This is a genomic window from Sorangium sp. So ce363 (assembly GCF_051520435.1).
Lineage (GTDB): Bacteria > Myxococcota_A > Polyangia > Polyangiales > Polyangiaceae > Sorangium > Sorangium cellulosum_B.
This window is the reverse complement of record NZ_CP150333.1, coordinates 8,187,004-8,200,848: the sequence shown is the minus strand read 5'-3', so window position 1 is coordinate 8,200,848 and position 13,845 is coordinate 8,187,004. Positions and strand designations below refer to the sequence as shown.

Annotated in this window: 11 protein-coding genes, 1 pseudogene and 1 riboswitch; of the genes and pseudogenes, 8 read left to right on the top strand and 4 right to left on the bottom strand. The window is 72.4% G+C overall.

Annotation, left to right across the window (positions count from 1 at the left end):
- Nucleotides 1-114 precede the first annotated feature (114 nt).
- The 7 genes from WMF12_RS30770 (at nucleotide 115) to WMF12_RS30740 (ending at nucleotide 8,583) form a co-directional block, all read left to right on the top strand.
- Nucleotides 115-1,155, top strand: coding sequence for a hypothetical protein (locus WMF12_RS30770; protein ID WP_437851123.1), 1,041 nt, complete (start codon nucleotides 115-117; stop codon nucleotides 1,153-1,155).
- A 363-nt stretch (nucleotides 1,156-1,518) separates the two neighbouring features.
- On the top strand, nucleotides 1,519-2,958 hold the full coding sequence (locus tag WMF12_RS30765; RefSeq protein WP_437851122.1) for a pectate lyase family protein: 1,440 nt from the start codon (nucleotides 1,519-1,521) through the stop codon (nucleotides 2,956-2,958).
- 162 nt (nucleotides 2,959-3,120) lie between these two features.
- A riboswitch (guanidine-III (ykkC-III) riboswitch) is annotated at nucleotides 3,121-3,189 on the top strand.
- Between the two features lie 21 nt (nucleotides 3,190-3,210).
- Nucleotides 3,211-3,528, top strand: coding sequence for a quaternary ammonium compound efflux SMR transporter SugE (gene sugE, locus WMF12_RS30760; protein WP_437740225.1), 318 nt, complete (start codon nucleotides 3,211-3,213; stop codon nucleotides 3,526-3,528).
- 54 nt (nucleotides 3,529-3,582) lie between these two features.
- A complete protein-coding gene (locus tag WMF12_RS30755; protein ID WP_437740224.1) occupies nucleotides 3,583-4,608 on the top strand; it encodes a dipeptidase in 1,026 nt (341 codons plus the stop codon).
- Nucleotides 4,609-4,688: 80 nt separating this feature from the next.
- Entirely contained in the window at nucleotides 4,689-5,453 is a 765-nt protein-coding gene (locus tag WMF12_RS30750) for a class I SAM-dependent methyltransferase (protein WP_437740223.1), read from the top strand.
- 49 nt (nucleotides 5,454-5,502) lie between these two features.
- Complete coding sequence (locus tag WMF12_RS30745; protein ID WP_437851120.1) at nucleotides 5,503-6,753, top strand: NAD(P)/FAD-dependent oxidoreductase; 1,251 nt, start codon at nucleotides 5,503-5,505, stop codon at nucleotides 6,751-6,753.
- 96 nt (nucleotides 6,754-6,849) lie between these two features.
- Nucleotides 6,850-8,583, top strand: a complete 1,734-nt coding sequence (locus WMF12_RS30740) for a serine/threonine-protein kinase (RefSeq protein ID WP_437851118.1) — start codon at nucleotides 6,850-6,852, stop codon at nucleotides 8,581-8,583.
- Nucleotides 8,584-8,613: 30 nt separating this feature from the next.
- Here WMF12_RS30740 and WMF12_RS30735 read toward each other — a convergent pair whose 3' ends face one another.
- From WMF12_RS30735 to WMF12_RS30720, 4 genes and pseudogenes are all read right to left on the bottom strand, one after another.
- Entirely contained in the window at nucleotides 8,614-9,477 is an 864-nt protein-coding gene (locus WMF12_RS30735) for a hypothetical protein (protein ID WP_437851116.1), read from the bottom strand.
- Between the two features lie 2 nt (nucleotides 9,478-9,479).
- Entirely contained in the window at nucleotides 9,480-10,364 is an 885-nt protein-coding gene (locus tag WMF12_RS30730; protein ID WP_437873909.1) for a hypothetical protein, read from the bottom strand.
- Between the two features lie 8 nt (nucleotides 10,365-10,372).
- Nucleotides 10,373-11,002 (bottom strand): TonB-dependent receptor domain-containing protein, encoded by a 630-nt coding sequence (locus tag WMF12_RS30725; protein WP_437873908.1) that lies wholly within the window; start codon nucleotides 11,000-11,002, stop codon nucleotides 10,373-10,375.
- 1,036 nt (nucleotides 11,003-12,038) lie between these two features.
- Nucleotides 12,039-12,668 (bottom strand): annotated as a pseudogene (locus WMF12_RS30720) (TonB-dependent receptor plug domain-containing protein); the annotation flags it as partial.
- A 263-nt stretch (nucleotides 12,669-12,931) separates the two neighbouring features.
- Here WMF12_RS30720 and WMF12_RS30715 point away from each other — a divergent pair.
- Nucleotides 12,932-13,843 (top strand): MbnP family copper-binding protein, encoded by a 912-nt coding sequence (locus WMF12_RS30715; protein WP_437851114.1) that lies wholly within the window; start codon nucleotides 12,932-12,934, stop codon nucleotides 13,841-13,843.
- Nucleotides 13,844-13,845: the final 2 nt, after the last annotated feature.

Here is a 13,845-nt window from a genome sequence, read left to right as displayed (position 1 = left end):
CGCCGGCGCCTCGCGCGGGTGAGCGGCTCTCGGTCCCGCCGGAACGGAGCCGGTCTGTCTGACGCATTGGGGGGAACATGGGAATTCGTTGCTTCCGTCCAGAGCCTGCGGGGGATGGCGAACCACGGCCCCATGCACTGGCGCGCGGACCGCACGGCCGAGCGCGACGCCACCTCGGCGCTGCCGGACGGCGACCTCTTCGATGAGCGCGCCGCGTTCAAGAAGTTCCAGGCTGGCTTCATCGATCTCCTCGGGCGCCACGAGCCCATCCCCGACGCCGACATGGAGGCGTTCACGGACTTCGTCCTCCAGATCACGTATCCGCCGAACCCCATCCGCGCCCTCGACAGCTCGCTGAACACCGAGCAGCAGAGGGGATACGACGCCTTCCTGTCCACGGTGGATATCAACGGCAAGCGGTGCGTCGAGTGCCATGTCCTCGATCCGGAGGCCGGGCTCTTCGGCACCGCGGGGCTGTCGGGCTTCGCGCTCGAGCCGCAGCTCTTCAAGGTGCCGCACCTCCGCAATGCCTACCAGAAGGTAGGGAAGTTCGGCTTCCCCGCGGCGTTCGGGTTCGTCCCTGGCGACAACGGCTTCACCGGGGATCAGGTCCGCGGCTTCGGCTTCATCCACGACGGGAGCGTGGATACCCTGTTTCGATTCCACCACGCGCTCGGGTTCTCGACGCAGTTTGCGCCCGGGGGCATCCCGGAGACGCCCGCGGGGGACGTGGCCCGGCGCGACCTCGAGGCGTTCGTGCTGGCCTTCGACAGCAACCTGGCGCCGATCGTCGGCCAGCAGGCGACGCTGACCCGGAACAGCGCCGCGGCGGTCGGCCCGCGCGTCGATCGCTTGATGTCGCGCGCCGACGCCGGCGAGTGTGATCTCGTGGTGAAGGGACGGATCGCCGATCGAGCGGTCGGTTATCTCTATGTCGGCGCGGGCCAGCTCGTGGCCGATCGTCGCGCGAGCCCGCTCGTGTCCGACGCCGCGCTCCGGGCGCTCGTCGGGGGCGACGGCGCCCGGCTGACGTTCACCTGCGCGCCGCCGGGCTCCGGGGAGCGCATCGCGCTCGACCGCGACGCCGATGGCTTCCTCGACGGCGACGAGCAGGACGCGTGCAGCGATCCCGCAGATCCTGCCAGCACGCCGTGATGGGAACTCGCGATGTCATGAGCCCGCTCGTGCGCTGCTCGTGCAGGATAACCAGCATCGCTTCATCTGGCGATATGGAATTTTCACGTCGATTTTGATGTGCCCTGTCGCACAGATGGGCAATTGATGATTGCCATCGATGAATCGATTCCTGTAGGGTCATCACAGTACGGCTTGCGGTTAAGAGCGCCGCTCAAGACCTCCTGCACCAGGCAGCCGAGGGCGGGCCCAGCGCGTCGCTGCTCCGCGTCGCCCTGCTTCATCAGGGCACATCGTCGCGCCTAGCGCCGCGCCCACCCTGGGCTTCCTTGTTCGATCCGGTCTTGTTCGGCGCCTGATACGTACGAAAGGGGAACGAGACACATGGCATTCCTTCCTACTTGCTCTTCCATTGGCGCACAGGGGCTCCGCCGCTTCGGTTGCGCGATCGCCGCGGTTTCTGCGCTCACGGCGATATCGGCTCCAGCCAGCGCGCTCCCGTCGTTTCCGGGGGCAGAGGGCTTTGGCGCCGTCGCGACCGGCGGGCGCGGCGGGCGCGTCATCAAGGTCACCAACCTGCGCACGAGCGGGTCGGGGAGCCTCCAGGCGGCCCTCGACGCCAGCGGGCCTCGCATCATCGTCTTCGACGTGAGCGGCGTGATCGAAGGGGATGTCGTCATCCGGAACGGCGACGTGACGATCGCGGGCCAGACGGCCCCCGGCGCGGGCATCACCATCCGCGGTCGCTTGACCGCCAGGTACTCCACCGCGGTCAACAACATCATTGCACGGTTCTTGCGAGTCCGGCCCGTGTACAACGGCTCGGCCGGAGAGCAGTTCGACGCAGCGCAGATCTCGCGGAACTCGAAGGTGATCCTCGATCACATGTCGATCGCCTGGGGCGTCGACGAGACCGTGGACCTCTATGAGGCAGATGACGTCACGGTCCAGTGGTCCACCATCGAGTCGTCGTCGACCACGGGGCATCCAGAGGGGATGCATAATTACGGTCTCATCAACGGCCCTGATGGCCACCGGATCACGCTCCACCACAACCTGTTCGCCCATCACAAGGCGCGTTGCCCCGCCGTCGCGAACGGCCCGGCCGACATCCGCAACAACGTGGCCTACAACGTGAGGCACGGGTTCGTGCACCACAACCGGGCGAGCGGCCGGTTCAACATCGTGGGCAACACCTACATCAAGGGGCCGAGCGATCAGCTGATCCCGTTCTACTTCGACGGCAGCGCCGGCGCAGGGCTCAAGTACTTCCTCGGCGACAACTACATCGACGATCCCGGGAAGTTCACGGGCACCGTCGAGAACCCCTGGAAGCAGCCGTACCTCCACCCGAGCTTCAGCAAGCTCAACAAGGCGGAGTCGTACCGCTCGGCGACGCAGTTCAATTTCACGCGGGATGTCCCGGGGTACATCCCGGTGACGACGCAACGCGCGCAGGACGCGGCTCGGCTCGTCGTCGCGCAGGCGGGCTCGCTGCCGCGCGACGTGGTGACGAAGGGCGTCTTCAAGAACATGGAGCGCCGCGACGGCTCGTGGGGCGCCCGCTACGTGAGCAACCTGATGGACGGGCTCAGCCCGGGGACGGCCCCTGCAGACGCCGACCGCGACGGCATGGCGGACGCGTGGGAGCGGGCGCACGGCCTCAGCTCATCGAACGCGAGCGACCACACCAAGGTGATGCCGTCCGGATACACCGCGATCGAGGAGTACATCAACGAGCTCGCCGCCGCGCTGATCCGCCAGGCGGGGGGCAGCTTCTCGATGCTCCCGGACGAGGGGGAAATCGAGGAGCAGATCGAGTAGCGAGCTCCAGGAGAGCGCGATCGAGAGGCCGCGGCGTGGTCCAGCACACCGCGCCGCTCCGCGCAGCGGAGCGGCGCGGGAGCGGCGGCGACGGTGCGGCCTCGCGACGCGGCGCCGGCTGGCCTGCCTGTTGCGCAGGCCGTCGCCGCTGCTAGGTTCCCCGCGGCGCTCCTTCAGACAGAGCGTCCCGGACGAGACGCGCCGTACCCGGTCAGGATAAGACGACGCCGCCGCATCACGAGGAGAGTCGTCATGTCCTGGCTGGCGTTGCTCCTGGCAGGTCTGCTCGAGGTCTGCTGGGCTATCGGTCTCAAGTACACACACGGCTTCACGCGCCCGTTGCCAACGGCGCTCACGGTCGGCGCGATCATCACGAGCATCGCGCTCCTCGAGAGCGCCTCGCGGACCTTGCCCATCGGCACGGCGTACGCCGTCTGGGTCGGCATCGGCGCGTTCGGGGCGGCGATCGCGGGCATCCTCCTGTTCGGCGAGCCCGCCACGGCCGCGAGGCTCGGTTTCCTCGCGCTGCTCGTTGTGTCCATCGTCGGCCTCAAGCTGGCGAGCCCCTGAGCCCTCGTCGCTCGGCGCGCGACCGGCCGCCTCGGGTCGACTAGCCTTCCCTCCATGCACGGAACACCCGAAGCCCGCGCCCTGCACGCGCAGTACCCCGCCATCGATCTCCACGCCGACAGCCTCATGTGGGCGCGCTGGGTCGGTTACGATCTGCAGGCGCGGCACGAGCCGCCGCTGCCGCTCGCCGCCCTCGGCGGGCACGTCGACGTCCCGCGGCTCCGCGAGGGCGGCGTCGGCGCGCAGTTCTTCGGGCTGGTCTCGCTGCCCATCGGGCAGCGGCGCGGGCTCGCCGCCGTCGTCGAGGAGCAGATCGATCTGCTGGAGCAGGCCGTCCGCGCGCGGCCCGGCCGCCTCGTGAAGGCGCTCACGGCCGAGGACATCGAGGCGGCGAGGGCCCGCGGCGCCGTCGCGGCGCTGCTCGGCGTCGAGGGGGCGCACGCGCTCGAAGGCGATCTCGACACCCTCGCTCGCTTCGCGCGGCGCGGCGTGCGCTACCTCGGGCTCTGCCACTTCAGCGCCAACGAGGCGTGTTATCCCGCCTACGGCAGCGGCCGCAGGGATGGTGAAGGCCTCACCGCCTTCGGCCGCGACGTCGTGCGCCTCGCCGAGGACCTCGGCGTCATCGTCGATCTCGCGCACATCAACCGGGCAGGCTTCCTCGATGCATGCGCGCTCGCTCGCCGCCCACCCATGGTCAGCCACACGGGTATCGCCGGCGCGTTCGATCACTGGCGCAACATCGATGACGACCAGCTCCGCGCGCTCGCCGATCGCGGCGGGTGCGCCGGGATCATCTTTTGTCCGCTCTATCTCGGCGGAAACGGGCTCGCGCCCGTCGTCAAGCACCTCGTGCACATCATCAACGTTGCCGGCGAGGACACGCCAGCGCTCGGATCCGATTGGGACGGTTTCATTATTCCCACTCGTGAGCTGCGTGATGCGGCCCATCTTCCGCTCTTGACGGATGCGCTGCTGCGAGCTGGCTTGAGCGAGCGAGTGATCGCCAAGGTGCTTCGCGAGAACGTGATGCGCATTTTGAGCGACAACCCGCTTCCAACGCGGCTCCCGGTTGCGTAGCCTCTCTCGACGGGCCGTCGGGGTGGGTGGTCCCTCCGGCGCTGCGCGAGATCCTCCTTAACTCGGAGCGGATGCAGGCCATGACTCTCCATCGCCTCGCTGCACAGGGCTACGCGACTGCAGCGGATGCTTACGAGAAGGGGCGCCCGGACTACCCGCGCGGCGCGATCGAGCTCCTGCGCGACACGCTCCGCATCGACGCGACGAGCACGGTGCTCGATCTCGGCGCCGGCACCGGCAAGCTCACGCGCCTCCTGGTGCCCACGGGCGCGCGGCTGCTCGCGCTCGAGCCGGTCGAGGGGATGCGCCGCAAGCTGGGCCAGATGGTCCCGTCCGCCATTCCGCTCGATGGGGTCGCCGAGGCCATCCCCTTGCCCGAGACATCGGTCGACGCCGCGGTCGCCGCGCAGTCGTTCCACTGGTTTCACGGTGATCTCGCGCTCGCCGAGATCCACCGCGTGCTCCGGCCGAGAGGGCGCCTCTCCCTGCTCTTCAACCTGCGCGACGAGCGCGTCGACTGGGTCGCCCGCATCTCCCACATCCTCGACCGCCACGGCCGGGATGCTCCGATACACAGGTTCGGCGCCTGGCGCCGGACGTTCTCCGACTCCCGCCTCTTCGCGCCGCTCGGAGAGCACGAGTTCACCCATACGCAGGAGCTCGACCTCGATGGGCTCCTCGAGCGCGTCGCGTCGATCAGCTACATCTCGGCGCTCCCCCTGCAGGAGCGTTATGCGGTCCTGAACGAGATCCGCGAGCTGGCCGCGAACCACCCGGACCTCGCGGGGAAGAGCGTGTACCTCTTCCCCTACCGGACGCTGGTGCCCCTGTACGAGCGGCGGTGAGCGTCCGGCGAGCCCGCCGACGGGGGCGCCGTGCTAGAGCGGCCCCCGCATGGCGGCGCATGAAGTCGTGATCGTCGGAGGCGGGCCGGCGGGCGTGAGCACGGCGCTCTTCCTCGCCCACCATCGCCCGGCCCTCGCCGACAGGATCGTGGTGCTCGAAAAGGAGCGCTACCCGCGGGACAAGTCCTGCGCAGGCGGCCTCGGCGAGCGAGCGGACAGGGCGCTCTCGTCGATCGGGGTGACGATCGACGTGCCCTCGGTCGTGGTGCACGGCATCAGCGCGGCCTTCCAGGCGGGCGAGGTCGCGCTCCGCGAGGGCAACATCGGCCGCGTCGTCCGGCGCGCCGAGTTCGATCGCGCGCTCGCGCTCGCCGCGCGGGCGCGGGGCGTCCGGATCGTGGAGGGGGCGCGGGTGACCGGCGCCGCGCTGAGCGAGGACGGCGCCCGCGTCGAGAGCTCGGCCGGGGTGTTCGACGGCCGCGTCGTCGTCGGCGCGGACGGCGTCGGCAGCGTCGTCCGCCGCGCGATGGGGCTGCCGTTCGGCAGGCTGCGCGCGCAGGCCGTCGAGGTCGACACCGAGCCCGTCGCGGCGGACCGGGCGCGCGACCTCCTGCACTTCGAGATGCGGGACCGCTCGTTCGCCGGCTATCTGTGGGACTTCCCCACGATCGTCGGCGGGCGCGAGCTCGTCTGCCGGGGGGCCTACGTGCTGCACGAGGGCGCGCTCGGCGTGGCGCGCCCCGCGCCCGACGCCGAGCGCGTGCTCCGGAGCAGGCTCGAGGCGCTCGGCCTCGACCCGGACCGCTACCGGCGAAAGCGCTTCGCCGAGCGAGGCCTCGACCGGCGGGCCGTGATCGCGCGGCCCGCCGCCCTGCTCGTCGGCGAGGCCGCGGGCATCGATCCGATGCTGGGAGAGGGGATCGCCCAGGCGATCGCGTACGGGGCCCTCGCGGGCGAGTACCTCGCCGAGAAGCTCGACGCCCGCGAGCTCGGGTTCCACGACTGGGGCCGGCGCGTCGAGCGATCGCTGCTGGGCCTCGACCTGCGCTTCCGGCGCCGGGTGATGCGCGCCTTCTACGGCGCGCCGCGGGAGCGCGTCGAGCGTTACCTCCTCGGCGAGCCGTCGTTCCTGCGCTTCGGCGTCCGGCACTTCGCCGGCAGAGCCCAGCCGGCGGGCGACGCGCTCCGCGCGGCGGCGACGGGCGCGCTCGTCGCGGGCCGGATCGGGATCGAGCGCCTCGTCGCGTCGCTCCCGCCGCGCGCGCGCAGCGCAGGCAGCGCCGACGGCGCGCACGCATAACGAGGCAGCGAGGCAGCGAGGCAGCGAGACGCGCCGTGCGCCGCGCCCGTGAGCCCCGACACCCCCGCGACGGCCACCATGCTAGCATCGCCCGCCATGGTCGCGCCGTTCCAGCCGGCGGTCGGGATGCTCTTCGGCGAGTTCCGGATCGTTCGGCCCCTCAGCGCCGGGGGCATGGGCGCCGTGTACATCGCCGAGCAGGCGAGCACTGGCAAGCTGCGGGCGCTCAAGCTCATGCACCCGCAGCTCTGCGCGGACGCCCGGCTGCGCGAGCGCTTCGAGCAGGAGGCGCGCGTCGGCGCGCTGGTGGAGAGCGATCACGTCGTGCAGGTGATCGGCGCCGGCGTGGACACGGCCAGCGGCGTGCCCTGGCTCGCGATGGAGCTGCTCGAGGGGGAGGATCTCTCGCAGCGGATGAGGCGCAGCGGGCTGCTCTCGCCGCAGGACGTGCACGAGATCTTCCGGCAGGTCTGCCACGCGCTCGGCGCCGCCCACCGGGCGGGCGTGGTCCACCGGGACATGAAGCCGCAGAACGTGTTCCTCGCGAAGACGCAGAGCGCGACGGCGCGCTGGTCGGTCAAGGTCCTCGACTTCGGCATCGCGAAGATCGCCGCGGAGGCGAGCACGATGGCGACCGCGTCGCTCGGCACGCCCCTCTGGATGGCGCCCGAGCAGTCCGACCCGCGCGGGCAGATCTCGCCGGCGACCGACGTGTGGGCGCTCGGGCTGATCGCGTTCGCGCTGCTCACCGGGCGCATGTACTGGCGCGCCGCGAACGACCCGATGGGCACCGCGATGCCGGTGCTGCTCCGCGAGATCCTCTTCGAGCCGATCGACCCGGCGTCGGTGCGCGCGACCGCGCTCGGGCGCGCCGGCTGCATCGTGCACCCGTTCGACGCCTGGTTCGCGCGCTGCGTCGCGAGGGAGCCGTCGCGGCGCTTCCAGACGGCGCACGAGGCCTTCGACGCGCTCGGCCCGGCGCTCTTCGTCGATCCGCTCGACCCGCGCAGCGTGCGCGCCGCCGGCGGCGCGATCTCGGTGGTGCCGTTCAGCGCCGCGGCGGCGCTCACCCCGGCGGGGCCTGCCTCGCGCCTGTCGATGACCGGACCGACCGAGATGGCCTCGGACGCGCAGCGCGCGCCGTCGTCGCCCGCCGGCGCGCGCCCCCCGGTGACGCCCGCGCCCGTCCTGGCGAGCAGCGCGCCGCCGGAGGCCCCTCCCAGGCCCGCGCGGCGGGGGCCGCTGCTCCTCGCGTGCGGCCTGGCCAGTGGCTTCGCGATGGCGGCGATGGCCTTTTACGCCGGCCGCGCGCAGAGCGACGTCCGGCTGGTGCAGCGCCTGCCGGTGCCGGCGCACCCGACTGTGGTCAGCCCAGGCCGCGGCGGCGACGCGCGCTCGCCGGCGCTGGCGGGCGACGCGAACGGCGCGGGCGAGCGGCAGCCGTCGCCTGGCCCTCGCGACGCTCCGGCGCCGGCGCCCGCGCCGAGGTCCCCGCGCCCCACGCGCGAAGGCACCGCGCCGGCGGCGACGGCGATCGCAGCGGCGCAGCCGAGCGCGCCGAGGCCGTTCGATCGCGGCGCGGCCCACGCGGCGCTGCAAGCGAAGGGCGCCACCGCGCGGATCCACTGCAAGGGCAAGGCGGGGCCGAGGGCGGTGACGGCGCGGGTGTTCTTCAACCCCGCGGGCGCCGTGCAGCGCATCGCGATCGAGCCGCAGGTCGCGATGACCCCGGCCGGGAGCTGCGTGCAGATGCTGCTCGGCTCCGCGCGGGTGCCGGCGTTCGACGGGAGCGAGCTCCAGGACGTCACGACGACCGTCGGGATCGAGTGATCGCCGCGGGTGAGCGCGCGGCCGGCCCCGTCACGGGTCTCCGGAGACGCACTCTCCCTCGCCGCGGAAGTGCCCGATCGTGCGCGAGAGCGCCGCGACGAACGCCCCGAGATCATTGATGTTTCCGGCGCTGCCCGTCCCGTAGGGGCCCTCCTTGATCTCGACGAGGCGCACCGCGGCGAGCTCCTCCAGGGTGACGGCCCCGTCGTCGTCGGCGTCCGCGGCGGCGATGGGCGCGAACCGGCGCGCGGCGGTCGCGGCCTGGAGGTCGTCGTAGAAGAAGTGGTCGCCGTGGATGGTGAGCTCCACGTCGTCGGTGCCGCCGTTCGTGACGAGGACGCCGTCGGTCTCCTTGCCGGCCTTCTCACCCTTGCAGTCGGCGTAGCGCGTCGCGAGCGAGAAGGTCCAGTCGAGGCGCTTCTCGACCTCACCGCCGCCGTCGCTCTTCCGCGCGATCGCCTCGATGTGCACGGACGCTCCCGCCGCGAGCATGAGCGCCTTGTCCTCCTCCGTCGCGCCCTCGAGCGCGGTGTCCGCGTCCACCGGGCCGATCTCGTAGGAGACGGCCTCCCAGGGCTTCGCCTCGAGGTCGTCGAAGGTCACCACCGGCTTCGCGCCGGCCTTCGTGTGGTCGAACAGGATCGAGCCCTGCATGCGCGCTCCGACGTTCCCCTCGCGATCGGCGACGGTGACGTTCCGGACGACGAACAGGAACTTCTCGTACTGGATGCTCCAGCCGTCCGCGAGATCGGCGGCCGGGATCTCCTGCTCGATGTACTCCTCTCCCCACGTCGAGAACGCCACGCTCCCGGCCCCAGGCTCGCCTTCGCCGCAGCCGGCGAGCGCCGTCGCGGCGAGCGCCGCCGCCACCCACAGTCCCTTCGTGGTCCTCATCCTCATTCCTTCTCCTCCGGGGAGCCGGGCGCAAACGAGAGCGCGTAGGCCGTGCCCTTCTTGAGTCCCCGCGTGAAGCCGCGCTGGGCCTGGCTCTCGGGCTCGAGGTCGACCGGCGCGCCGTCCTCGCTCGCGGCGACGGCCTCGAAGTCGACTTGATCGAGCCAGACCGCCGGCTTCACGACGAGCGTGACGGCGCCGGGCCCGTCGAGGAAGACCTCCTCGAAGACGCACCCCTCCACCGACGGCTCGCCGGTCGTGTCGTCGGCGACGTCGGCGACCAGCGCGCGCGCGCGGAACACCCGCGCGAGGTCGCCCTTCTCGGCGCGGCCCTCCACGGCGACGACGTGCCCGTCGAGCGCCGCGGCGAGCGGGCCCGAGGGCGGCGCGCCGAACGTGAAGCGCGCGGATCGCGCGACGCCGCTCACGGCGTCCGCGTCCGCGAGCGCCGTCGTCCCCTGCAGCAGGTCGACCGACGTCGGCTGCGTCATCTGGCCCCTCGCCTCGCCGGTCTGATAGTGGCCCGGGTGCGCGTGCGCCTCGGGCACGGCCCACCGGGCGAGCCGATCCAGCAGCGAGGGGCCGCCGCCCGGCGAAGGCCGCCGCGCCGTGAACGGGGCCCCTTCGAAGTAGTGGAGCGACCCGATCGCCAGGTGCGCCTTCGACAGCGTGATGGTCCAGCCGAGCGCGTTCGTGAACGGCGCGGCCGACGCGGCGTCGGGCGCGATCTGCGTCGCCAGGGTCAGGCGCTTGCCGGAGGTCGCGTCGTCGCCTGCGGCGCCGCACCCGGCGGCGAGCGCGTCCGCGGCGAGCGCCGCGGCGAGGCGCCCCGACGCGGCGAGGGCGGCGCGCCGGCGGGATCGGGTCTGTGCGGTGGTGGATGTCATCGAGGACCTCAGCCGATGTAGAGGGAGAGCGAAGCGAGGAAGCTGCGCGGGGCGCCGACCGTCACGTGCCGCGCGGGGAGGAGGTCGGGCGCCGCGCCGCGGGTGAAGCTCGAGGGGTAGACGAACTCGCCGTCGAACCACGCCGCGTCGAGGAGGTTGTAGACGTCGAGCCCGAGCTCGACGCGGTGGTAGCGGACGTGCGCCGTCATATCGGTGACGAGCGCGTCGTGGCCGAGCTCTCCGAACGGCAGCGGGCGGCCGTGGAGCAGCGTCACGCCCGCGCCGGCGCGGGCCTCGAGGCGCCGGCCGAAGAGCGCGCCGAGGCGCGGCGTCACCGCGAGATCGGCGCGGGCGACGACCTGGGGCACGAAGGGGAGGAGATCGCCCGCCGCGTAGCGCCCCCCGGACGCGGTGAAGGCGGCCCGGGTGTACGTCAGGCCGACGCTCGACACGAGCCACGGCGCCGGGTGCGCCACCGCGTCGAGGGCCACCCCGGTGCGGGCCGTGGCGGGCACGGGCTCGTTGCGGGCGGTCGCCTCGTCGAAGACGAGATCCTCGCTGAGGCGCGTGTGGAACAGCGCCGCCGACGCCCGCACGAGCTCGTCGGCGTAGCGGAGCCCGGCCTCGGCGGAGAGCACCCGCGTGAAGGGGGTCCGCTCGCCGTCGCCGAGGCTGCCGCGCCTGGGGCGAGCGGAACCCCTGGCCCACGCTGGCGAGCGCGCGGAGCCCGGGGAACAGCGCCACGTCGACCGTGCCCTTGCCGCCCACGTGGACGCCCTGCGCGCTGCGCGCCTGGGCCCCCTGACCGCCATTGTCGACGACCTGGTACGCGAGGCCGTCGGCGCGCAGACCGCCGCGCAGCGTGATCCGCCGCGCCGGCCGGATCGACGCGTCGAGGTAGCCGGCGATGTCGGTCGCGCGGACCTTCGCGTCGACGAGCGTGGCGGTCGGCCTGTCGTCGACGGCCGCGAGGCGCCGCTGCGACTGCTCGATCCAGTCGGTGCGCGCGACGACGCCCGCCTCGAACGTGTCGCGGTCGGAGAGCAGCGGGAAGGTGAGCCGGTACGACGCGGTGGCGCCCGCCGTGATCGCCTCGTTGAGCTGCTGGGTGGCGTCGCCGTTCGTGGGGTCCGCGAGGTACCCGGTGAAGTTCGAGCGCAGCCGGAGCGCGCGCAGCACGACGAACGGCGTGAGCGAGAGGCCCTCCCCGCGGGCGGCGCCGTCGCCCGAGCCGCGCAGATCGACGACGAGCTGCGCGCGCGACGAGTCGCCGCCCTGATCGGGATCGTACGAGGCGAAGCGGTCGACCTTGCCCGACTCGATGTCGCAGAGGCGCAGGACGCCGGCGGAGCCGCAGCGGGAGGCGAACGCCGACGCCATCACCCGGGCGGAGACGCCGGCGACCGGCCGGTAGACGGCCTGCGCGACGAGCGAGGCCCGGCCGGCGGCGCGGGCGGGCCCGAAGCCGTCGGTCCCGTACGCCTCGAAGGCCGCGAACGTGGCGTCGTCCGCGTTCTCGGGGTGGTAAGCGAGGAAGAGCCGGCGCGCGCCGGACGAGCCCGCGGAGGTGGTGGCGGTGATCCCCGGCTCGCCGTAGGCGAGATCGAAGCGCATCGTCCCGGCGACCGCGAAGTCGCCCTGGCGCGGGTCGTACGACCCCGGCTGCGCGCGGAGCTCGCCGATCACCTCCGGCATCACGAAATGGAGGTCGGTATAGCCCTGGCCGTGGACGTTGGAGACCTCGTTGACCGGCGCGCCCGCGACCCAGATCTCGAGGTCCTGCCCGTGGACCGCGTCGAAGCCGCGGAAGAAGATCTGGTGCGCCTTGCACTCGCCGCTGTGCTGGGAGGTGAACACGCCCGGCACGAGCTGCAGCACGTCGCTCGCCGTCCGGTGGGGCGCCGCCCGGATCTCCGCCTGCCCGCGCACCGACTCCGAGGCGCTGCGCGGCGGCGCCGCGCCCTGCACCACGACCGTGATGGGCGCGGCGTCGGACACGGGCGCAGCGGCGCCCGCCGCGCCGGAGGCGGGCGCCGCTGCGCCGGCGCCGCCCGAGGCATCGCCGCCCGCCGACGTTGCCGCCCCGGCCGCGGGCGGAGGCGCGGCGCCGGCGCGTGCAGGCGCCGCGCTGTCGCCGGCGCGCGCAGGCGCGGCGCCGTCGCCGGCACGTGCAGGTGCGGCACCGTCGCCAGCGCGCGCAGGCGCGGCGGACGCGATGACAAGAAGCAGCGGGAGCGCCGTGCTCAGGGAGCGAATCACAGGTGGGCTGGCCAGTAGCACGATTTTGTCGGTTCGTGTTATCATGCGGACGCGCACGCTCGCCCGGCGGGCGCGCCGGCGGTTTGGTCGACGTCGCAGGCGGCGAGCGCGTTCGTGTGTTCGTGTGTTCGTCGGTGGCGTCGCTGTCTGCTGGCCGCCGAAGATTGCTCCGGGGCCGTCCGCGAGCCCTCTTCCGACGCCGTATCGACTCGCGCTCTCGGGCGGATCGAGATAGCGACAACATGTCGCATTCAGGCGAGGGGCGGCGCGGCCTATCGTGGCGCGCATCGTTCCTCGGGAGGACGCTCATGGAATCCGGTCTTCGTGCATCACGGCTCTGGTTCCCGCTGGTCGGGGCGGCCCTCGCGCTCATGGCGTGCGGCGACGATGAGGGGGGGACCCCTGTCGACGGCGCGTCGACCTCGACGAGCGGCGGGGGGGGCGGCGGGGCTGAGACGATCGCTGTCGAGCTGCAGTTCGAAGGCCGCGTCCGCGACGAGGTGTTCTCCTGCAGCGAGACGTACGCTGTCGGCAGCGCCTCGACGGACGTGGGGCTGAACGATTTCCGCCTCTACATCCACGACGTGCGCCTGCGCCGCGCGGACGGCGAGGAGGTGCCGCTCTCGCTCGAGCAGGACGAGCTGTGGCAGTACCAGGACGTCGTGCTCCTCGATTTCGAGGACCGATCGGGCACCTGCGCCAACGGGACGGAGGAGACGAACGGCGTGGTGCGCGGGACGGTCCCGGCCGGGGACTACGACGGGCTGTCGTTCAAGCTGGGCGTCCCGTTCGACCTGAACCACGGCGACGCGTCGAGCGCGCCGTCGCCGCTCAACCTGACGGGGCTGTTCTGGAGCTGGAACGACGGGTACAAGTTCCTGCGCCTCGACAGCGTCTCCACGGAGGACGACAAGCCGTTCCTCGTGCACATCGGGAGCACTGGCTGCGTCGCCGGCGCGGGCGGCGAGGTGACCGCGTGTGATCGCCCCAACGTCGCCGAGATCGTCTTCGAGGGCATCGACCCGCTCACGACGAAGGTGCTCGTCGACTATGCGGCGCTCGTCGCGGACAGCGACCTGTCGGGGAGCGCCGACGACATCCCCGGCTGTATGTCGGATCCGTCGGATTCCGAGTGTCTGCCGCTCTTCACCCATCTCGGCATCGACAGCACCGACGGCTCGCCGCGCCCCGATCAGCAGTCGTTCTTCAGGATAGACTAGGC